Below are 18,551 nucleotides of genomic sequence, written 5' to 3'. Positions count from 1 at the left end.
CGATCGTCAAGAGCCGTCAGGCGCCGGCCGCGCCCCCGTCGGTCGCGCGGCCGCGCGCCGCGACCCACGACGAGACCCGGTCGAGCAGCTCGCGGTCCACCGGCTGCTTGACGAGCGACCGGTACGCCGCGAAGGAGGCGGTGTCGCCGGCGTCGCGTCGCAGCAGGTGCGTGAGACGCTCGGGCCGCTCGATCTCGACGGGGCCGGCGACCGTCGCGGCGATGCGGTCGAGGTCGTCGGGGTCGACCTGGAGGTCGTGGTCGCCGGTGATCGCGAGGACGGGCATCGACAGGCGCGCCAGGTCGGGTGCCGGGTCGTAGGCGATGAGCTCGCGATGCCACTTCGCGTTCATGCGGCGACCCTCGAGCCGGATCACGTCGGTCGTGCTCTGCCGGAAGCGCTCGACGTTGCGGCGCTGCTTCTCGACGAGGTCGATGCGAAGCAGCCGCAGGATGCCGCGGACCAACCTCGGCATCGTCGGCACGATCTGCCGGGTCTGCCAGGCGAGCATCCGCTCCCCCACGACCGCCGGGGCGGCGAGCAGCACGGTGCCGGCCAGATCCGGCTCGTTCGCGGCGAGGCGGGTCGCGATGATCGCGCCCTCACTGTGGCCCACCAGGACGACGGGCACCCCGGGCAGGCGCTCGCGGAGCGCGGAGAGGGCAGCCGCGGCATCCGTCGTGTTGTCGCTGAGCCCGGCGCTCAGGAAGTCGCCGCCGGACGCGCCGACGCCGCGCTTGTCGTAGCGCAGGGTCGCCACGCCGGCACCGGCGAGCGCGTGCGCGAGTTCGCGGGTGATGCCGAGGCGCATGCGCGGGTGGTCGCTGTCGCGGTCGACCGGTCCAGACCCGGGAACGAGCAGTGCGGCCGCCCGCGGGGCGCCGGCGGGAAGGGCGAGGGTGCCGGCGAGGCGCACGTCGCCGACGGCGACGTCGAAGGCGGTCTCGGTGAGGGTGGGGGTCGAGGCGGTGATCATGTCGTTCCCGTCGAGGTCGAAGAGGCGGAGGAGGTGTGCGCGGGTGCCGGGGCGGCAACCGTCGCATCGGGGATGAGCACGGTCGACAGCACGCGTCGCACCCGGCCGTCGCCCGGGCGGTTGCCGACGAAGCGGGCCGCGAGATCGCGGAGGCCGGCGATGAACTCGTCGGTCTCGTCGTCGGTCATCCACAGCGCGACCTGCCGGTAGCCGACGCGGTCGCGCTCGAAGTCGACGTCGCCGCGGGCGAGGTACCCGTCGAACCCGGCGAGCAGCCCGGCGACGTACGCGGCGAACGCGCGGCGGTGCTCCTCGGGCGTCATCGCGGCGAGGTCGTCGCCGGTGATTCGGGCGGCGTCGAGTTGCAGTTCCCACGTGCGCTCGACGGCGCCGCGGACCCGGCGTTCGTCGACGGCGACGAGCACGCCCGACTCTGCGAGGGTGGCGACCTGCCGGTAGAGCGTCGCGGTCGTCACGCCCGGCAGTTCGTCGCCGAGCTGGGCGGTCGTGAGCCGGCGCCCGCCGAGCAGGGCCTGGATGATGCGGAGCCGGACCGGGTGCAGGACCAGCTCGACGGTGTCGGTGGGGCCGGCCATCGCTCAGCGCACCGCCGCCCGGAGCCGGTCGCGGAGCGACGCGGCATCCGTCGTCGAGAGCACCAGCCGGTCGTACCGCTGCCCCGCGAGGTCGACCACGAGCGCCGGCTGCCCGGCCCGCGCGACCACGAAGGTGCGGCGACCGCGACCGCGCCACGTGCCGACGCGCGTGAGCCCGGGAATCGCGAGCCCCGGAGCCCGAAGCCCCCGGACGGCGTCGAACGCGTTCTCGACGACGGCGACGTGGCCGATGGCGGCCATCGGAACGCGGAGGTTACCGAGCAGGCCGGCGATCTTCTCGCGGCGCGTGAGTGCCACCTCGAGGCGTCCGTCGGTGAGGCGGATGTCGGCCATGGCGGAGTCCTTTCGTCGTGGATTCCATTATTCTCACTGGTGCGAACGATGTCAAACGCGCGAACGATGGACCGCGTCGCCCGCGCGTTCCCGGTAGCCTGCAGGTATGGAGACCCTTCGCGATATCGTCGTGCTCATCCACCTCGTCGGCTTCGCCGTCCTCTTCGGCGCCTGGGTCGTCGAACTGGTCAACGGCAAGCGGGGCATCACGCGGGTCATGCACTGGGGTCTCGCGATCGCCGCCGTCGCCGGCCTGGCGCTCGCCGCGCCGTGGGGACTCGACGGCGACCTGAACTACGCCAAGATCGGCACGAAACTCGTGATCCTGCTGGTCATCGGCGCGCTGCTCGGCATCGGCGCCGCCCGCCAGCGCAAGAGCGGATCGGTCTCGCCGGCGATCTTCTGGCCGATCGGCCTCCTGACGCTCACCAACGCGGCCATCGCCGTCATCTGGTAGCGGCCTGAGGCTCAGCCGGCGACGAGTTCGTCGGCGATCGCCTCGCCGAGCACGCGGGCTCCATCCTCGGACGGGTGGAGCCCGTCGAACGACAGCCCCGACCGGAACGTGCCGTCGGAGGTGCGCAGGCCTGCGGCGGCGTCGACGAAGCGCCAGCCGCGCTCATCCGCGAACTCCGCGAGCTGCTCGTTGAACTCGACGGGCCCCTGCGGGAAGGCGTCTATCGGCGGGATCGAGGAGACGACGACGTCGTCGATCCCCACCGCGTCCACGATCCGCTCCAGGTTCGCCGACGTCTCGGCGAACGGGATGCCGAACGCCACGTCGTTCGTGCCCGCGAGGACGACGAGCGTGTCCGCGTCGACCTCGGCGGCCGCGTCCGCCATGCGCGCGGTCGTCGCACCCCACTCCGCCCAGCCGCCGGCGAACACGAACCCGGCGTCGACGACGCAGGCCGCCCACGAAGCCGGGCCGATCTCACCGGCGGCGAAGTTCCGGCTGTCGGCATCCGTGATCGAGTCGCCGACCGCGGCGAACGTGCCGCCGGCGCGGTCGGGATCGTCGGTGTCGGATGCCGCAGGGCGGTCGGGCGACGCATCGGACCCGCTCGGCGCCGACCCGCTCGGCGCGCACCCGAGCAGCACCCACGCGGTGGCGGCCACGGCGAGGACTCCCCCGCGTCGCGTCATCCGCTCGCCCACGCTCAGTGCGCCCCGGTCACCGCCGCTGCGCGCATCGCCGCGTCGCGGCTGAGCTCGGTCGCCCAGCCGCAGTTCGTGCAGACCATCACGTAGGTGCGGCCGAACGTGAACAGGGGGATGAAGAACACCCAGAGGCGACTGCCCGCCTCGAGGAATCGCTGCTGCGCCACCTCGTGGCAGTGCTCGCAGCGCAGGGTGGCGGCCGCGATCTGCCGCTCACGCGGAAAGACGCCGGCGAAGAAGAACATGCCCCGATGCTAGGCGGGCCGCCTGATCGCGGGCAGGGGCTTGCGGATCCAACCGACGACCGAACGGATTCGGTATTCAGTCTTGCTATCTACCGGTACTCCGTCTTACTATCTACCAGTACCCAGTGACACCGAGTACCGAGAGGAGGCGCTGATGGGCAAGCAGATGACCGAGATGCTGAAGGGCACGCTCGAGGGCATTGTGCTCGCGCTGCTGGCCGACCGGCCGGCGTACGGCTACGAGATCACCGCTCGACTGCGCGAGCAGGGGTTCAGCGACATCGTCGAGGGCACCGTGTACGCGCTGCTCGTCCGCGTCGAACAGCGCGGACTCGTCGACGTCGAGAAGGTGCCCTCCGAGAAGGGGCCGCCCCGCAAGGTGTACTCGCTCAACCCGCAGGGGCGCGCGTACCTCGACGAGTTCTGGAGGACCTGGAGCTTCCTCGCAGAGCGCATCGGACAGCTCCACGACGACACCGAAGGAGACGACTGACATGGCCGCCAAGTGGATCGAAGCCCTCACGGGCTCGCTCGAGCAGAAGAAGCAGTACAGGCAGGCCAAGGCCCGCATCGACGGGCTTCCCGAGCCGTACCGCGGCGCCGCGCAGGCCCTGCACCGGTACTTCATGTACTACGGCGGCATCACCGAGGGCGACACGCTCGTGACGATGTTCGTCGACCTCGCCGACCTGTTCGAGCGGGCCGCGACCGACCGGATGCCGCTCCGCGAGATCGTCGGCGACGACCCCGTGGAATTCGCCGAGACCTTCGCCCAGGCCTACGGCGGCACCCGCTGGATCGACAAGGAGCGCGCTCGCCTCGTCACGGCGATCGACGACGCCGAACGGAAGGAAACGCGATGACCACCGCAACCGCCACCGCCCCCGCCATCCGTGTGCAGGGCGTCGAGAAGTCGTTCGGCGAGGTGCCGGTGCTCCGCGGCGTCGACTTCGACGTGCAGCCCGGGAGCATCTTCGCGCTGCTCGGCTCGAACGGCGCCGGCAAGACGACGCTCGTCCGAATCCTGTCGACGCTGCTGAAGCCCGACGCGGGGACCGCGTCGGTGCACGGGTTCGACGTCGGCGCGGCGCCGGGCGACGTACGCGAGTCGATCAGCCTCACCGGGCAGTTCGCCGCCGTCGACGAGGTGCTGACCGGGCGCGAGAACCTCGTGCTCGTCGCGAAGCTGCGGCACCTGAAGGACCCCGGGGCGATCGCCGACGACCTGCTCGCCCGGTTCTCGCTGACCGACGCGGGCGACCGCCGCGCCGGCACCTACTCCGGCGGCATGCGCCGCCGGCTCGACATCGCCATGAGCCTCATCGGCGACCCGCCCGTCATCTTCCTCGACGAACCGACCACCGGGCTCGACCCGCAGGCGCGCATCGAGGTGTGGCAGTCGATCACCGGGCTCGCGGCATCCGGCACCACCGTGCTCTTGACCACGCAGTACCTCGACGAGGCCGAGCAGCTCGCCGATCGGATCGCGATCCTCCACCGCGGGGTGATCATCCAGAACGGCACGCTCGCCGAGCTGAAGCGGCTGCTGCCCGCCGCGAAGGTCGAGTACGTCGAGAAGCAGCCCACGCTCGAGGAGGTGTTCCTGGCGCTCGTCGGAGAGCCGGAACCCGCCGAGCGCGCGACATCCGAGCGCGCGACATCCGAAGGAGACCCGCGATGACCACCCACGTGATCCGCGACACCGGTGTGCTCACCGGTCGGTCGCTCACCCACATCCTCCGCAGCCCCGACACGATCATCACCACCGCGGTCACGCCGATCGCGCTCATGCTGCTGTTCGTGTACGTGCTCGGCGGGGCGATCCAGACCGGCAGCGGCGAGTCGTACGTGAACTACCTGCTGCCCGGCATCCTGCTCATCACGGTCGCGTCGGGCGTCGCCTACACCGCGTACCGGCTGTTCCTCGACCTGCAGGGCGGGATCTTCGAACGGTTCCAGTCGATGCCGATCGCGCGGTCGAGCGTGCTCTGGGGGCACGTGCTCACCTCGCTCGTCGCGAACCTCGTGTCGCTCGCGATCGTCGTCGGCGTCGCGCTGATCATGGGATTCCGCACGGGAGCGTCGGTCGGGGCGTGGCTCGCGGTCGCCGGCATCCTGACGCTGTTCACGCTGGCCCTCACCTGGCTGGCCGTGATCGCGGGGCTCTCGGCGAAGACCGTCGACGGGGCGAGCGCGTTCAGCTACCCGCTGATCTTCCTGCCGTTCATCAGCTCGGCGTTCGTGCCGACCGACTCGATGCCCGGGCCGGTCGCGTGGTTCGCCGAGAACCAGCCGGTGACCGCGATCGTCGACTCGCTGCGAGCGCTGTTCGCGGGCGAACCGGTCGGCAGCGACCTGTGGGTCGCGCTGGCCTGGCTCGTCGGGATCCTCGTGGTCGCCTACGTCGGGGCGGTCGCGATCTACCGGCGGAAGATGAACTGATCCCGGAAGCCGGGCCGCGGACCACCCAGTCGATGTCGTCGTCCGAGATCGCGATCACGTGCCGATCGTCGACGCAACCCAGTGTTCCGCGGTCCGGCAGGCGCGTACCGTCCAGCCATGACTGCGAACTCGCCGGAGAGCCGACCCGTGCTCGACCGAGTGGCCGAACGAGCCGGACCCCTGGGCACCGGCGCCTACGTCGGCGTCCTGAGCCTCGTCGCGATCGCCGCGGCCGGGGCCATCGGCCTCGCCCTGCGCAGCCCGTGGCTGTTCCCGAGCCTCGGTCCGACGGTGATGCTCATCTTCGCGTCGCCCAGGGATTCGTCGTCGCGCCCGATCAACGCGATCGTCGGTCACGCCGTCGCGATCGGCGCCGGCGTGCTGTGCCTGCTCGCGTTCGGCATGTACGGTCAGCCCTCAGCACCCGATCAAGGCCTCACCGTCGGGTACCTGCTCGCGGCGGCGTGCTCGGTCGCGATCACGGCGTTCGCACTCGGTGCGCTGAGACTGCCGCACCTGCCGGCGGGTGCGACGACGCTCATCATCAGTCTCGGCGTGATCGCCGACCCGGTCGGCATCCTCTCGATGGCGGCGGCCCTCGCGTTCACGATCGCGGCGGCCTGGGGCATGAACGTGCTGCTGCGCACCCACCCCGCACCTCGCACCGAGAACGCGAAATGATGCCATCCGCACCGCTGGGGGCGGACAGCGGTGCACATGGCGTGCACTCGCAGGCGGCGAGCGCGCGCTGCGCCGCGGGCGCGCCGGGGCGTCCGCTGCCCGCGCTCGGAAGGATCCCCGCGCGTCGCACGTTTCACCACGCATGAGAGCGATCGCCTATTCCGAGACCGGCCCGTCGTCCGTACTTCGGCTCGTCGAGCGCGACCTGCCGCAGCCCGCCGCCGGCGAGGTGCGCGTGCGCGTCGTCGTCTCGGGCGTGAACCCGACCGACTGGAAGGCGCGCGGGGGCGCGTCGCCCGGCCGGTCGACGCCGTTCGACGAGGTCGTGCCCAATCAGGACGGCGCGGGCGTCGTCGATGCGGTCGGCGACGGGGTGACGGGCTTCGCGGAGGGCGACCGGGTGTGGGTGTTCCTCGCGGCGCACCAGCGTCCGACGGGCACGGCGCAGGAGTTCACGGTGCTGCCCGCGAGTCGCCTGGTGCACCTGCCGGATGCCGCGGGCTTCGACCTGGGCGCGTCGCTGGGGGTTCCGGCGATGACGGCGCACCGGGCGCTGACCGTGCACGAGGGTGGGCCGTCGCGGCTCGCGCCGGGCGCGCTCGAGGGGCGCACGGTGCTCGTCGCGGGTGGGGCGGGCGCAGTGGGGCACGCTGCCATCCAGCTCGCACGGTGGGCGGGCGCCCGCGTGATCACGACGGTGAGCTCCCCCGAGAAGGCGGCGCTCGCGACCGCGGCGGGTGCTCACCATGTCGTGAACTACCGAACGGATGACGCGGCGCGCGCCATCCGCGCCATCGCCCCCGACGGGGTCGACCAGGTGGTCGAGGTCTCCCCCGCCCGCAATGCGGCGTTGAACGCGCAGGTGCTCGCGAACCACGGCTCGGTCGCGGTGTACGCGACGGATGGCGGCGGGGAGATGTCGCTCGACGTGCGGCATCACTTCGCGCTGAACGTGCGGTACCAGTTCCTGCTCCTGTACACGGTCGGCGATGCGGCGCTTGCGGCGGCGGCCGAGGATGTCTCCGCCGCCGTCGCGGACGGGGCGTTGCCCGTCGGCGAGGAGGCGGGGCTGCCGATCACGCGCTTCCCGTTCGAGCGCGCGGCAGAGGCACACGACGCGGTCGAGGCGGGCACGGTCGGCAAGGTGCTCATCGATGTGGCGGACTGATCCCATCCTGATCGCCTGGGTGGAACTCGACGCGACGACGACACCGTGACGCAACCTCGCTCCGACGCAACCTTCGGCGCCGCCCTGCTCGACATCGCCCGGCACGCGCCGACGCCATCCGAGGCGCTCCGCGCCGCCGGGATCATCGACGCCGTCCCCGAGCTCGCGGCACTCGCGACCACGCCGCAGGACCCCGTCTGGCACCCCGAAGGCGACGTGCTCGTGCATTCGCTCTGGGCGGCCGACCTCGCCGCGATCGACGCCGACGACCGCGGACTCGACGCCGACCGGCGAGCGCTCCTCGTGCTGGCCACGATGCTGCACGACCTCGGCAAGCCCGACAGCACGCAGACGCGTGACGGGCGCATCATCTCCCACGGCCACGCCGAGCGCGGCGCCGAGCTGATCCGGTCGCTGGGCGAGCGACTCGAGCTGCCGGGCTCGCTCGTGCGGGCGGTCGCGGCGATCGCAGAGACCCACATGGCGCACGTATCGGTGCGCGGCGAACCGTCGCGCCGCGCCGTCCGCCGGTTGCGCGACCGCCTCGAGGCGGCGGGCACCTCGCTCGACGACTGGGGCGTCGTGGTCCGGTGCGACGGCGAGGCGCGCGGTGCGGCGGCGCGGCCCGACGCCTCCGTGCCGTGGCGCCGCGTGGCGCGCCACCTCGACAGCCGCTGAAGCGCAGCACTGAGCGACGGATGCCGCGGCTCCGCCGCCATGTCGGTGGCCTCGGGCACGATGCTCGAATGGACGACGGAGTCATCGACTGGCTGCTCGACGCCGACCCGGCGATCACCTGGCAGGTGCGACGCGACCTGCCCGACGAACCGGCCGACGCGGTTGCCGCCGACCGCGCGCGCGTCGCGACCGAGGGCTGGGGCGCCGACCTGCTCGCGCTGCAGGCCGCCGACGGGTACTGGGGTGGCGCGGTCTACGGCGAACGCCTCGAACGCGACTCGGTGATGTGGACCCTGCAGGTGCTCACCCGGTTCGGCATCGACCCCGAGGCATCCGCCGTCGTCGAGGCGATCGCGAGGGTGCGCGACGGCGTGCGCTGGCCCGACGACGTCGGGGGCCGGCCCTTCTTCGACGGCGAGGTCGAGGAGTGCGTGAACGGCGGCGTCCTGACGTTCGGCGCCTACTTCGGCGTGCTCGGCGAGGGCGCCGACCACATGGTCGAACGCCTGATCTCGCAGCGGCGCGGCGACGGCGGATGGAACTGCGCCGAACCCCGGCCCACTACGCGCTCGTCGTTCGACAGCACCCTGTGCGTGCTCGAGGGCCTGCGCGCGTACCAGCGCGCCACCGGGTCGACGGATGCCGCACTCGCCGACGTCATCCGCACCGGCGAGGAGTACCTGCTCGACCGGCACCTCCACCTGCGCAAGTCGACCGGCGAAGTCGCGAACGAGCGATACACCGACTTCGCGTTCCCCACCTACTGGTACTACGACGTCCTCCGCGCGCTCGAGCACTTCCGCGGCAACGGCGTGCCGGCCGACCCTCGGCTCGACCCCGCCCTCGACCTGCTCCGGTCACGGCGAGCGCCGGACGGACGATGGCCCGCCGGTCCGCAACGCCCCGCCCTGCGCGGCTGGGTGCTCGAGGAGGCCAAGGGCGACCCGAGCCGGTGGACGACGCTGCGCGCGCTCCGGGTGCTGCGCTGGGCCGGCGCCGACGCCGACGCCGCGGAGGGGCGCTAACCCTCGACGACCACGCGCGGCTCCAACCCGAGGTAGGCGCCGTAGCGGCCCGCCGCCGCGTCGAGCGCCGCGCGCTCCGACGACCGCAGGGGCCGGAGCGGGCGCAGCGTGAACGTGACGGACTTCGCGCCGACCGTGCGCCGCATGTCCGCCACGAACTGCCCGTCGACGAGCGCCATGCCGATGGCCGTCTCCCGCCCGCGGCTGAGGAGCCGGTCGGCGTCGATCACGAGGCGCGAGTCCTGGTACCCGCGGTACATCTCGTCGAGCAGTTGCAGCAGGTGCCCCGCCGGCTCCGCCGTCGTCGGCACCGCTCCGCCGACGTGCCGGTACGTGCGGTCGTCGTGCTCGAAGGACTCGAGCCGGTCGCTCGCCTCCGCGATCCCGCGCCGCACGTCGGTGAGGGTCAGCGTGGCCCAGTACGCGAGGTCGCGCTCGGTGGCCGGACCATGGGAGGTGAAGTAGCGCACCGCCAGCTCGGCGAGCGCCTCGTCGCGATCCAGCCGCCGGGGGTTCGGCACGCGGTCGGCGAACAGCGCGTACGTGTGCTCGCCGTCGCGCGGGGCGCCGCTGCAGATCAGGGCCCGCAGCTCGAGGCCGGCGAGGAGCAGCATCAACTCCATGCCGACGAGCTCGAATCCGCGCGCGGCGAGTTCCGCGGCGAGGTCACCGCGGGTGCGGTCGGGCGTGCCGGCGAGGATCGACGTGACCGCGTCGGTGAGCTGCGTCATCCGCTCGCCGTGCGCTCGCAATTGCGCATCGACCACCGGCAGGACTCGCGGGGCGGTGAGGTCGAGCAGCCAGGCCGCGTCATCCGCGTCGACGTAGTGCCAGGTCGGCCGCAGCACGTGCGTGCGCAGCACGCGTCCGGCGGCGAGCTCGTCGGCGAGGTCCTCCTGCCGCGGGTTCGTCGTACGCGTGGCGACCGCCCACGCCGACTGCGACGGGTTCTCGGCCTGCACGCCCAGCAGCCGCGACACCACCTGCCGGGCGCCGTCGACCGGGGCGGCGAGCAGCTGCGAATGCAGCCGCCATCGGGCGAGGTCGCGATCGCTGGTCACCACCCTCGTCACCATAGCGATCAGGCCCGGCGCCGGACACCGCCCGGTCCGCGAGCCCGCGTCGAGGGGGTTCCGGCGACGGCCGCCGGTTGGAACACTGGTTCCGGTGGCCGCGACCGGCGGCGGACCGAGGGGGAAGACGCCGATGTCGAACAAGGTCACGTCCAGGAACTTCGTGCAGGCCGAGACCGCGCACAGATTCCGAGCCCAGCTCGGGCGCGCGCCCGTCAACGCGTTCCACCACGACCGGGTGCCGGTCCACGAGGCCCACCCGGGCGCCGTCCGTCCCAACGTCGACGTGCTCTACTCCCACGCGGTCGTCGACGTGAGCGAGGCGGCCACGTTCGCGCTCGAGCCGTCCGACGAGTTCCAGGTCGACCAGGTCATCGACGAGCAGCACTACGTCGTCGGCGTCGTCTACCCGGGCGAGCGGCTGACCCTCACGCGAGCCGACCTGTCGAGCGGCACGCACGTCTACGTGCTCGGCCGCACCTCGCTGGCCGGTGGGCGCGACCGCGCCCACCGCCTGCAGGACCTGCGGCGCGTCGAGGCGCTCACCGCGAACGCGTACCGCCCCGTCGACTACGACGACGCGAGCCGCCGCACCGTGGGCACGAAGCTCGCGCGCCGGGCCGGCGCCGCGCCCGACCTCAGCCGGGCGTTCGGCACGCCCGCGACGACGGATGCCGAGCAGCACCTGCTCGGCACGCGCCTCGGCTGGGGCGGGCTGCCGCCCGAGCACGGCCAGTACCACGAGGGCGTGGCCACGAGCAGCGGATGCGACATCTGGACGTTCGACGTGCCGCCGGTCGATCCCGAGCGCGGGTTCTACTCGGTCGTCAAGTACGACCAACGCGGTCGCGCCGGCGGCGACCACACCGCGATCGACGGGACCGAGATGATGCGCAACGGCGACGGGACCGTCAGCGTCTACTTCGGCGACGACACGTGCGTGGCCACGGGCAACGTCATCCGCACCGGCCCGCGCGAGCGGTTCCGCTACGCGATGCGCGTGTACCGGCCGCGCGACGTCGACGAGACCCGGCAGTACCTCGCGCGGCTCGACGCGCGGGGGCTGGAGACCGTGCTGCGCTGACGCGGCTCAGCCGACCGCGGCCTCGCCCCGGGCGTCCTCGAGGTGGGGCGCGCCATGGCTCAGCACCTTCACCACGAGGTCGTGCCGTCGCAGCGTGCGGATGGTGCGGGCCACCTCGTCGGGTGTGCGCCCGAGGGCGCGCTCGTTGACGACGACGAGCACGTCGCCCGCGCGGAGCGTCTCGAAGAGGCGCGCGAGCCGCTGCTCCCACGACTCGGGCGCGTCGGGCGTCGGGTAGCGGAAGTCGAGGATCTGCACGCCGAACCGGGTCAGGTCGGTGCGCTGCTCGAGGATGGGCGGCATGTCGTCGCGCGGAACGACGAGCCCGACGAGCCGCGACCCCTCGGGGCGGGCCTTCCACCAGTCGCGGTTGCGCTGCAGCTCCTCGAAGCACTCGGGGCAGCCGATCGCGTGGTGGCCGGGCTCGTGCGCGAGCCGCGCGGCGCCGGTCGCGGCGGGTGTCGCCGCGGCATCCGTCGTCGAACCGCTCGTGTGGTCAGCCATGTCGAACCCCTTCGTGTCGGGTTCCATTCTCGCCGACGCGCCGGCGCACCTCACGCGCCCCGGGTGCGCGCGTAGTGCCGACGGGCCTTCGCGCGGTTGCCGCAGGTCTCCATCGAGTGCCACTGGCGCGTGTTCGCGCGGCTCGTGTCGATGAAGAAGTGCTGGCAGTCGGATGCCGCGCACGGGCGGATGCGCGACCCCTCGGGGCCCTGCAGGCTCGCCCACTCGAGCATCGCTCGTGCGCCGATGCGGCGGCCGGGGTCGAGGTCGTCGTGCCATTCGAGGCCGCCGGGACCGAGGGCGGGGCGGCGGGTCACGGCGCCGACCCACGGCGCGAGCTCGTCGACGGGGCGCTCGCCGCGCAGCACGTCGACGAGCAGCGGGCGCACCGCACGCGCGTCGGCGATCTCGGCGGGGTCGCCCGTGCCGCCGTGCGCGATGAGCCAGGCGGATGCCGCGGCGTCGTCGCCCAGCTCGTCGTCGACCCGGTCGGGGTAGCGGAGGCGCGAGTTGACGAGGTCGAGCAGCAGCGAGTGCTCGGCGAGGGCGCGCGCGGCATCCGTCGTCATCTGGTCACCCCCGTGTTGCTGGATCGTCATCGGATTCTAACCCCCTTGGAATACTTTCGCGGTTGGTTGCGCTACAGTCGACAACGCCCTAACCATCACGAACATTTCATCCGGTTAGGCACCTCGATGAAGGAGCACGCATGCCGTACATCACCGTCGGAACCGAGAACTCGGCGAACATCGACCTCTACTACGAGGACCACGGCGCGGGGCAGCCCGTGCTGCTCATCCACGGCTACCCGCTGAGCGGCGAGTCGTGGGAGAAGCAGTCCGCCGCACTGCTCGACGCGGGCCACCGCGTCATCACGTACGACCGCCGCGGCTTCGGCCGCTCGTCGAAGCCCACCGTCGGCTACGACTACGACACCTTCGCCGCCGACCTGAAGGTCGTGCTCGACACCCTCGACCTGAACGACGTGATCCTCGTCGGCTTCTCGATGGGCACCGGCGAGGTCGGCCGCTACCTCGGCACCTACGGCAGCGCCCGCGTCGCCAAGGCCGCGTTCCTCGCCTCGCTCGAGCCGTTCCTGCTGCAGACCGACGACAACCCCACGGGCGTGCCCGCCGACGTGTTCGCCGGCATCGAGCAGTCCGCGAAGTCGGACCGCTACGCCTGGTTCGACCAGTTCTTCCAGGACTTCTACAACCTCGACGAGAACCTCGGCACCCGCATCGGCGAGGCCGCGGTCCGCGCGAGCTGGAACACCGCGGCATCCGCCGGCTCGTTCGCCTCGTCGGCCGTCGTCCAGTCGTGGCTCACCGACTTCCGCGGCGACATCGAGAAGGTCGACGTGCCGTCGCTGATCCTCCACGGCACCGCCGACCGCATCCTGCCGATCGACGCCACCGCACGCGAGTTCGCGAAGCGCCTGCCGTCGGCCGAGTACGTCGAGATCGAGGGCGCGCCGCACGGCCTGCTCTGGACCCACGCCGACGAGGTCACCCGCGCCCTGCTCGCCTTCGTGCAGAAGTAGGCGCGCTTCGGCACATCACGGTTCCGAACGAGGGGCCCGGGGCGACCCGGGCCCCTCGTCGCATCCGCGCGCCTTCGCTACCATCGCGGGATGCCGGACCTCGTGCTCCTCGGGAGCGTCTTCCTCCCGGCCGCGGCGTTCGACCCGCTCGCCGAGGTGCTCGAGAATCGTGGACACGCGGTGCGCATCACCGACCCCGGCCCGGCGGCCACGGCCGAAGACGTCCTGTCCGCCCACCGCGCCGCCATCGGCGAGCGCGGCGACGTCATCGGCGTCGCGCACTCGAACGCGGGCACCTACGTGCCGGCGCTCGTGGCGGACGGCGCGCCGACCTCGATCGTGTTCATGGATGCCGTCCTCCCCGCTCCGACCGGCGGGGTCGTGCCCGCCGTACGCCCGGACCTCGGCGGGCTGCTCCGCCCGCTCGTCGTCGACGACGCCCTCTCCCGCTGGACCGAGTGGTGGCCGCCGGAGACCGTCCGCGCCCTGTTCCCGGACGAGGCGACGTTCGAACGGGTGCACGCGGCGACGCCGCGCGTGCCGGCGTCGTACCTCGGCGCGGCCGTGGACGTGCTGGCCGGATGGACGGACGGGCTCCGGGCGGCGTACCTCGCCTTCGGCGACGCCTATGCCGACGAGCGGCTGCTGGCCGAATCGCTCGGCTGGGCCACGCAGACCATGGAGCTCGCGCACCTCGGCCACCTGCAGCGCCCCGCGGAGGTCGCCGACGCCCTCGAGGTCTTCATCGAGGCGGCGGGCAGCGGCGGATTGCCGCCGCGGCGACCATGAGCGGATGACGCAGCCCACCGTCGCCGGCGGCGGCGGCGCGGCATCCGTCAGCGCGCGAGCGCCGCCTCGGCGTCCAGCCGCGCCAGCTTGTCGGGGTTCGCGACCGAGTAGATGCGGGTCACGAGCCCGCCCTCGATGGTGACGCTGAGCGCCCCGACGAGCTGCCCGTCGACCTCGACGAGCGCGCCCGGTCCGCCGTTCACCCACGCGGGCACCGCCCGGTACGCCACCGCGTACTTGCGGATGGAGCCCGCGAGGTAGGCGACGAGCTTCTCCGCGCCGACGATCGGCCGCCGCGCCGCGCCGCGCACCTTGCCGCCGCTGTCGGCGACCGACACCACGTCGGGTGCGAGCACGTCCATGAGTCCCTGCAGGTCGCCCGTGTTGAACGCGTCGAGGAACCGTTCGAGCACGCGCTCCTGCTCCGCCCGCTCCACCTCGACGCGGGGCCGGCGGGCGGCGACGTGCTGCTTGGCCCGGTGCGCGATCTGGCGCACCGCCGCGGGCGTCTTGTCGACGGCATCCGCGATCTCGTCGTACGGCACGTCGAACACCTCGCGCAGCACGAACACCGCCCGCTCGGCGGGGCCGAGGGTCTCGAGCACCGTGAGGGTCGCCATCGACAGCGACTCGGCGAGCTCGACGTCGTCGGCGACATCCGGGCTCGTCAGCACCGGTTCGGGCAGCCACTCCCCGACGTAGTCCTCGCGGCGGCGCGAGAGCGCGCGCAGGTGGTTCAGCGCCTGGCGGGTGACGATGCGCACGAGGTAGGCGCGCGCGTCGCGCACCTCGGCGCGATCGACGCGCGACCAGCGCAGCCACGACTCCTGCAGCACGTCCTCCGCGTCGGCGGCCGACCCGAGCAGCTCGTACGCGACCGTGAACAGCAGGTTCCGGTGCGTGACGAACGGGTCGGCGCTCATGCGCGTCACCCTACGCCGCCCCCGCCACGACCGGGCGCTCCGCGAGCGGCGGCAGGCCGCACGCGTCGGCGTAGTGGTCCGAGCGGATGCCGAGCGCGAGGTTCATGCGCGCCGTCGCGTTCATGAGCGCGACCTTTGCCGCGAGCTCGAGCAGCGCCGCCGGACCGAGGTCGGCGAGCAGGGCGTCGGACAGCTCGTCGGTCACGGCCGGCGGGCTCTGGCACATCGCCTCGGCGTACTCCATCACGCGCCGCTCGAGCGGGCTGAAGACGGACACCTCCCGCCATCCGGGCACCTGGCGCACCTTCTCCTCGTCGAGGCCGCGGTGGTGCGCCATGAAGTAGTTGAAGTCGAGGCAGAAGCTGCAGCCGACCTCGGCCGCCGCGGCCATGCGGGCGAACACGGCGAGGTGCTCGTCGAGCGCGTCCCAGCGCTCCGACTTCCGGCCGATGCCCATCAGGTCGGTGAACACCCGCGGGTTGTGCCAGAGCACTCCGATCGAGTCGGGCACGTCGCCGACCATGCGCCGCATCGCCATCTTCACCAACGCGCCGTACGGCCCGGTGACCTCGGTCGCGGGAATCCTCGTGGTGGTCATGTCTCCTCCTACGTTCGTTCGTCGTGACATGGAGACACCGGCCGCGCACCCGTCGTGACATCCCTCGGACGATCACCGCTCGGTCCGTACAGGCGCCTTCAAGCGTCCGCTCCTACGCTGGACCGCACACCGTATTGGAGGCGACGAGCACACCGTGCCCACCACCACCGAGGGTCCCGCCGCGACGTGCGGACCCGCGACCGCTGACACACCCCCGGCCGACGATCCCAGCCATAGATCCGAGCACGGGTCTCCGGCGGTGACGCGATGATCACCGCGCTGCTGCTCCTGCTGCTGGGACTCCTGCTCACCGCTGCGATCATCGCGGCGAACGGCTACTTCGTCGCCCAGGAGTTCGCGTACATGTCCGTCGATCGAGCCCGGCTCCGCGCTCGGGCCGAGGCCGGCGACGCTCAGGCCGCGCGTGCCCTCGCGGTGACGAAGCGCACGTCGTTCATGCTGTCGGGGGCGCAGCTCGGCATCACGGTCACCGGCCTGCTCGTCGGGTACGTCGCCGAGCCGTTCATCGGCGAGTCGCTGGGCGTGCTGCTCGGCGGGGTCGGCGTTCCGACCGCCGCGGGCATCGCCGTGGGCACGGTGTTCGCCCTCGCGCTCGCCACCGTGGTGCAGATGATCTTCGGCGAGCTCTACCCGAAGAACCTGGCGATCGCGAATCCGGAACCCCTCGCTCGCGCGCTCGCGCGATCCACGCAGGCCTACCTCGCGGTGTTCGGATGGCTCATCGCCCTGTTCGACCGCGCCTCGAACGCGGTGCTCCGGCTGATCCGGGTCGAGCCCGTCCACGACATCGACATCAGCGCGACCGCGGCCGACCTCGAGCACATCATCGACGATTCGCGCGCGAGCGGCGACCTGCCCGCGGAGTTGTCGATCCTCCTCGACCGCGTCCTCGACTTCCCCGACCGCGACGTCGAGCACGCCATGATCCCACGCGTGCGAGTCGACGTGGCCGGACCGGAGACGACGATCGCGCAGATCCGCACGCGCATGGTGAGCGGGCACACGCGCTACCCCGTGCTGGGCGAACGCGAGGAGCCGGTGGGCGTCGTGCATCTCGCCGACGTGCTCGCCGCCGAGCGCGACGACATGCGCCCGGTCACCGCCGTCATGCGCGAACCGCTCGTGGTGCCCACGCTAATGCCGCTGCCCGACGCACTCGCCGCGCTCACCGGAACGCGAAACGAACTGGCCTGCGTCATCGACGAGTACGGCGGCTTCAGCGGCATCGTGACCATCGAGGACCTCGCCGAGGAGCTCATCGGCGAGATCGACGACGAGCACGACACCCCCGCCGGGGTCGGCGCGGAACTCGACGCCGACGGCGCCTGGGTGATGGATGGCGACCTGCACCTCGACGAGGTCGAGCGCATCATCGACCGCGACCTGCCGCGCGGCGACTACGAGACGATGGCGGGCCTCATCATCGCGCAGGAAGGCAGCCTTCCCGATGTCGGCGAGACCGTGCGCGTCGACCTGCCGACGACCGGTGCCGAGCTCGCGGAGGACGAGCCCGGGCGCCGCCACCTCCTCATCGAGGTCGCGGAGGTCGACCGTCACGTGCCCTCCGTCATCAAGGCGAGGGTCGTCGAAGAGGAGGGCGAGCGATGAGCGCCGGGGCCGTCGTCGCGATCACGATCGCGCTCATCGCGCTCAGCGCGTTCTTCGTCGTCATCGAGTTCTCGCTCATGGGGGCACGCCGCCACTGCCTCGAACAGGAGGCCTCGGGCAGCCGATCCGCGCGGGCGGCGCTGCGCGGCATGAACGAGCTGACCATCATGCTCGCCGGCGCGCAGCTCGGCATCACGGCATGCACGTTCGCGCTCGGCGCGGTCACGAAACCCGCAGTCGACGGATGGCTCGGCCCGGTGTTCGCCTCGTGGGGCGTGCCCGACTGGCTGGCCGGCAGCGCAGCGTTCGCGCTGTCGCTCCTGTTCGTGACCTTCCTCCACCTCGTGATCGGCGAGATGGCGCCCAAGTCGTGGGCCATCGCCCATCCGGAGCTCGCCGCGAAGGCGATCGCCCTGCCGTCGCGGGGCTTCATCTGGGTCTTCCGCCCGTTCCTCGTCTGGGTCAATCGCATCGCCAACCGCCTCGTCGCCCGCTCTGGCGTCGAGCCGGTCGATCGCGCCGCCGTGGGCGGTCGGGATGCCGACACCATCCGACAGCTCGTCGAGCATTCGACCCAGGCGGGCGTCCTCGAGCCCGAGCTGCGCACGCAGATCACCGAGGTCATCGGATTGCAGGAGCTCACCGTCGGGGAGATCGCGAACCCGGACGCCGAGCCCGCCGCGGTCGGGGCGGACGCCACGGTCGCCGACGTCCGCGCGGCCGCGCTGGCCTCGGGGCATCTGCGCATCCTCGTCCGCGACCCCGACGGTCGCGTGACGCGGTTCGTCCACGTCCGCGACACGCTGCAGGCGGCCAATGGCACGCGGGTCGACACGTTCGCGAGGCCGGCGTACCGGGTCGACGCGGCGACCCCGGTGTACGAGCTCCTCCGCGAGCTGCGCGAGCAGCGGGTCCAACTCGCGGTCGTGGAGCGCGCGGGCACGCTGCTCGGCATCGTCACGCTGACGGATGTCGTTTCGCGGCTGCTTCCCGTAGTGACGGCTGAGGCGGAGTTGCGCCCCCGCTGACCCCCTCCCACACCGCACTCCCGGACTGAGGCCGTAGGGTCGATGCACCGCCCC

At 72.3% G+C, this 18,551-nt stretch carries 24 protein-coding genes; 14 read left to right on the top strand and 10 right to left on the bottom strand.

The features are described 5' to 3' along the window. Positions 1-16 precede the first annotated feature (16 nt). Genes RH861_RS04765 through RH861_RS04755 form a run of 3 tightly spaced genes read right to left on the bottom strand, consistent with a single transcriptional unit; the run spans position 17 to position 1,926 of the window. A complete protein-coding gene (locus RH861_RS04765; RefSeq protein WP_310519992.1) occupies positions 17-976 on the bottom strand; it encodes an alpha/beta hydrolase in 960 nt (319 codons plus the stop codon). After that, positions 973-1,572, bottom strand: coding sequence for a helix-turn-helix domain-containing protein (locus tag RH861_RS04760; RefSeq protein ID WP_310519991.1), 600 nt, complete (start codon positions 1,570-1,572; stop codon positions 973-975). The genes RH861_RS04765 and RH861_RS04760 overlap by 4 nt, the downstream gene beginning before the upstream one ends. Positions 1,573-1,575: 3 nt before the next feature. After that, the gene (locus RH861_RS04755) at positions 1,576-1,926 is read right to left on the bottom strand and encodes a hypothetical protein (protein WP_310519990.1); all 351 of its coding nucleotides are present in this window, start codon (positions 1,924-1,926) and stop codon (positions 1,576-1,578) included. Between the two features lie 106 nt (positions 1,927-2,032). On the opposite strand from RH861_RS04755, the gene RH861_RS04750 reads away from it, so the two are divergent. Next, positions 2,033-2,383, top strand: a complete 351-nt coding sequence (locus RH861_RS04750; protein WP_310519989.1) for a Fe-S protein — start codon at positions 2,033-2,035, stop codon at positions 2,381-2,383. An 11-nt stretch (positions 2,384-2,394) separates the two neighbouring features. On the opposite strand, the gene RH861_RS04745 is transcribed toward RH861_RS04750, so the two are convergent. Together RH861_RS04745 and RH861_RS04740 are read right to left on the bottom strand one after the other, a co-directional pair. Next, a complete protein-coding gene (locus RH861_RS04745; RefSeq protein WP_310519988.1) occupies positions 2,395-3,045 on the bottom strand; it encodes an SGNH/GDSL hydrolase family protein in 651 nt (216 codons plus the stop codon). 41 nt (positions 3,046-3,086) lie between these two features. Further along, entirely contained in the window at positions 3,087-3,332 is a 246-nt protein-coding gene (locus RH861_RS04740) for a zinc-ribbon domain-containing protein (RefSeq protein ID WP_310519987.1), read from the bottom strand. Positions 3,333-3,486: 154 nt separating this feature from the next. On the opposite strand from RH861_RS04740, the gene RH861_RS04735 reads away from it, so the two are divergent. From RH861_RS04735 to RH861_RS04700, 8 genes are all read left to right on the top strand, one after another. Continuing rightward, the gene (locus RH861_RS04735) at positions 3,487-3,825 is read left to right on the top strand and encodes a PadR family transcriptional regulator (RefSeq protein WP_067946253.1); all 339 of its coding nucleotides are present in this window, start codon (positions 3,487-3,489) and stop codon (positions 3,823-3,825) included. A gap of 1 nt (position 3,826) precedes the next feature. Continuing rightward, positions 3,827-4,195 (top strand): DUF1048 domain-containing protein, encoded by a 369-nt coding sequence (locus RH861_RS04730; protein ID WP_310519986.1) that lies wholly within the window; start codon positions 3,827-3,829, stop codon positions 4,193-4,195. Continuing rightward, positions 4,192-5,013, top strand: coding sequence for an ABC transporter ATP-binding protein (locus RH861_RS04725; protein WP_310519985.1), 822 nt, complete (start codon positions 4,192-4,194; stop codon positions 5,011-5,013). The genes RH861_RS04730 and RH861_RS04725 overlap by 4 nt, the downstream gene beginning before the upstream one ends. Beyond that, entirely contained in the window at positions 5,010-5,774 is a 765-nt protein-coding gene (locus tag RH861_RS04720; RefSeq protein WP_067946246.1) for an ABC transporter permease, read from the top strand. The genes RH861_RS04725 and RH861_RS04720 overlap by 4 nt, the downstream gene beginning before the upstream one ends. A gap of 117 nt (positions 5,775-5,891) precedes the next feature. Beyond that, positions 5,892-6,455: an HPP family protein gene (locus tag RH861_RS04715; protein ID WP_310519984.1), complete on the top strand. Its 564-nt coding sequence runs from the start codon at positions 5,892-5,894 to the stop codon at positions 6,453-6,455. Positions 6,456-6,597: 142 nt separating this feature from the next. Then, positions 6,598-7,623, top strand: coding sequence for an NADPH:quinone reductase (locus RH861_RS04710; protein WP_310519983.1), 1,026 nt, complete (start codon positions 6,598-6,600; stop codon positions 7,621-7,623). 45 nt (positions 7,624-7,668) lie between these two features. Further along, a complete protein-coding gene (locus RH861_RS04705) occupies positions 7,669-8,301 on the top strand; it encodes an HD domain-containing protein (RefSeq protein WP_310519982.1) in 633 nt (210 codons plus the stop codon). Between the two features lie 68 nt (positions 8,302-8,369). Then, positions 8,370-9,326 (top strand): hypothetical protein, encoded by a 957-nt coding sequence (locus RH861_RS04700; RefSeq protein ID WP_310519981.1) that lies wholly within the window; start codon positions 8,370-8,372, stop codon positions 9,324-9,326. Here the strand turns inward: RH861_RS04700 and RH861_RS04695 are convergent. Beyond that, entirely contained in the window at positions 9,323-10,390 is a 1,068-nt protein-coding gene (locus tag RH861_RS04695) for a winged helix DNA-binding domain-containing protein (RefSeq protein ID WP_310519980.1), read from the bottom strand. The two genes, RH861_RS04700 and RH861_RS04695, sit on opposite strands and share 4 nt — an antisense overlap. A 142-nt stretch (positions 10,391-10,532) precedes the next feature. Here RH861_RS04695 and RH861_RS04690 point away from each other — a divergent pair, with 142 nt between their 5' ends. Beyond that, positions 10,533-11,483, top strand: coding sequence for a DUF1214 domain-containing protein (locus RH861_RS04690; protein WP_310519979.1), 951 nt, complete (start codon positions 10,533-10,535; stop codon positions 11,481-11,483). 6 nt (positions 11,484-11,489) lie between these two features. Here the strand turns inward: RH861_RS04690 and RH861_RS04685 are convergent, their stop codons facing one another. Then, positions 11,490-11,987: a recombinase family protein gene (locus tag RH861_RS04685; protein WP_310519978.1), complete on the bottom strand. Its 498-nt coding sequence runs from the start codon at positions 11,985-11,987 to the stop codon at positions 11,490-11,492. 50 nt (positions 11,988-12,037) lie between these two features. Continuing rightward, positions 12,038-12,586, bottom strand: a complete 549-nt coding sequence (locus RH861_RS04680) for a CGNR zinc finger domain-containing protein (RefSeq protein WP_310519977.1) — start codon at positions 12,584-12,586, stop codon at positions 12,038-12,040. A 110-nt stretch (positions 12,587-12,696) separates the two neighbouring features. Between RH861_RS04680 and RH861_RS04675 the strand changes: the two genes are divergently transcribed. Both RH861_RS04675 and RH861_RS04670 read left to right on the top strand, forming a co-directional pair. After that, on the top strand, positions 12,697-13,530 hold the full coding sequence (locus RH861_RS04675) for an alpha/beta fold hydrolase (protein ID WP_310519976.1): 834 nt from the start codon (positions 12,697-12,699) through the stop codon (positions 13,528-13,530). 90 nt (positions 13,531-13,620) lie between these two features. Continuing rightward, positions 13,621-14,319 (top strand): alpha/beta hydrolase, encoded by a 699-nt coding sequence (locus tag RH861_RS04670; RefSeq protein ID WP_310519975.1) that lies wholly within the window; start codon positions 13,621-13,623, stop codon positions 14,317-14,319. 47 nt (positions 14,320-14,366) lie between these two features. On the opposite strand, the gene RH861_RS04665 is transcribed toward RH861_RS04670, so the two are convergent. Together RH861_RS04665 and RH861_RS04660 are read right to left on the bottom strand one after the other, a co-directional pair. Beyond that, the gene (locus tag RH861_RS04665; protein WP_310519974.1) at positions 14,367-15,242 is read right to left on the bottom strand and encodes an RNA polymerase sigma-70 factor; all 876 of its coding nucleotides are present in this window, start codon (positions 15,240-15,242) and stop codon (positions 14,367-14,369) included. A 10-nt stretch (positions 15,243-15,252) separates the two neighbouring features. After that, positions 15,253-15,840 (bottom strand): carboxymuconolactone decarboxylase family protein, encoded by a 588-nt coding sequence (locus RH861_RS04660; RefSeq protein WP_310519973.1) that lies wholly within the window; start codon positions 15,838-15,840, stop codon positions 15,253-15,255. Positions 15,841-16,107: 267 nt separating this feature from the next. Between RH861_RS04660 and RH861_RS04655 the strand changes: the two genes are divergently transcribed. Continuing rightward, positions 16,108-17,469, top strand: coding sequence for a hemolysin family protein (locus RH861_RS04655; RefSeq protein ID WP_310519972.1), 1,362 nt, complete (start codon positions 16,108-16,110; stop codon positions 17,467-17,469). Beyond that, positions 17,466-18,497: a hemolysin family protein gene (locus tag RH861_RS04650; protein WP_310519971.1), complete on the top strand. Its 1,032-nt coding sequence runs from the start codon at positions 17,466-17,468 to the stop codon at positions 18,495-18,497. Before RH861_RS04655 ends, RH861_RS04650 begins: the two co-directional genes overlap by 4 nt. Positions 18,498-18,551: the final 54 nt, after the last annotated feature.

Origin of the sequence: Agromyces indicus, assembly GCF_031432295.1 — a bacterium.
GTDB classification, from domain to species: Bacteria; Actinomycetota; Actinomycetes; order Actinomycetales; family Microbacteriaceae; genus Agromyces; species Agromyces indicus.
Note: the sequence above shows the minus strand (reverse complement) of the source record. Positions and strands in the feature narration are given on the sequence as shown.

Coding starts and splice junctions, on each gene's coding strand:
- RH861_RS04670 (WP_310519975.1), top strand. CDS start 13,621: ATGCCGGACCTCGTGCTCCTCGGGAGCGTCTTCCTCCCGGCCGCGGCG.
- RH861_RS04740 (WP_310519987.1), bottom strand. CDS start 3,332: ATGTTCTTCTTCGCCGGCGTCTTTCCGCGTGAGCGGCAGATCGCGGCC.
- RH861_RS04700 (WP_310519981.1), top strand. CDS start 8,370: ATGGACGACGGAGTCATCGACTGGCTGCTCGACGCCGACCCGGCGATC.
- RH861_RS04725 (WP_310519985.1), top strand. CDS start 4,192: ATGACCACCGCAACCGCCACCGCCCCCGCCATCCGTGTGCAGGGCGTC.
- RH861_RS04715 (WP_310519984.1), top strand. CDS start 5,892: ATGACTGCGAACTCGCCGGAGAGCCGACCCGTGCTCGACCGAGTGGCC.
- RH861_RS04660 (WP_310519973.1), bottom strand. CDS start 15,840: ATGACCACCACGAGGATTCCCGCGACCGAGGTCACCGGGCCGTACGGC.
- RH861_RS04675 (WP_310519976.1), top strand. CDS start 12,697: ATGCCGTACATCACCGTCGGAACCGAGAACTCGGCGAACATCGACCTC.
- RH861_RS04685 (WP_310519978.1), bottom strand. CDS start 11,987: ATGGCTGACCACACGAGCGGTTCGACGACGGATGCCGCGGCGACACCC.
- RH861_RS04710 (WP_310519983.1), top strand. CDS start 6,598: ATGAGAGCGATCGCCTATTCCGAGACCGGCCCGTCGTCCGTACTTCGG.
- RH861_RS04765 (WP_310519992.1), bottom strand. CDS start 976: ATGATCACCGCCTCGACCCCCACCCTCACCGAGACCGCCTTCGACGTC.
- RH861_RS04730 (WP_310519986.1), top strand. CDS start 3,827: ATGGCCGCCAAGTGGATCGAAGCCCTCACGGGCTCGCTCGAGCAGAAG.
- RH861_RS04680 (WP_310519977.1), bottom strand. CDS start 12,586: ATGACGATCCAGCAACACGGGGGTGACCAGATGACGACGGATGCCGCG.
- RH861_RS04750 (WP_310519989.1), top strand. CDS start 2,033: ATGGAGACCCTTCGCGATATCGTCGTGCTCATCCACCTCGTCGGCTTC.
- RH861_RS04720 (WP_067946246.1), top strand. CDS start 5,010: ATGACCACCCACGTGATCCGCGACACCGGTGTGCTCACCGGTCGGTCG.
- RH861_RS04690 (WP_310519979.1), top strand. CDS start 10,533: ATGTCGAACAAGGTCACGTCCAGGAACTTCGTGCAGGCCGAGACCGCG.
- RH861_RS04665 (WP_310519974.1), bottom strand. CDS start 15,242: ATGAGCGCCGACCCGTTCGTCACGCACCGGAACCTGCTGTTCACGGTC.
- RH861_RS04760 (WP_310519991.1), bottom strand. CDS start 1,572: ATGGCCGGCCCCACCGACACCGTCGAGCTGGTCCTGCACCCGGTCCGG.
- RH861_RS04650 (WP_310519971.1), top strand. CDS start 17,466: ATGAGCGCCGGGGCCGTCGTCGCGATCACGATCGCGCTCATCGCGCTC.
- RH861_RS04755 (WP_310519990.1), bottom strand. CDS start 1,926: ATGGCCGACATCCGCCTCACCGACGGACGCCTCGAGGTGGCACTCACG.
- RH861_RS04655 (WP_310519972.1), top strand. CDS start 16,108: ATGATCACCGCGCTGCTGCTCCTGCTGCTGGGACTCCTGCTCACCGCT.
- RH861_RS04735 (WP_067946253.1), top strand. CDS start 3,487: ATGGGCAAGCAGATGACCGAGATGCTGAAGGGCACGCTCGAGGGCATT.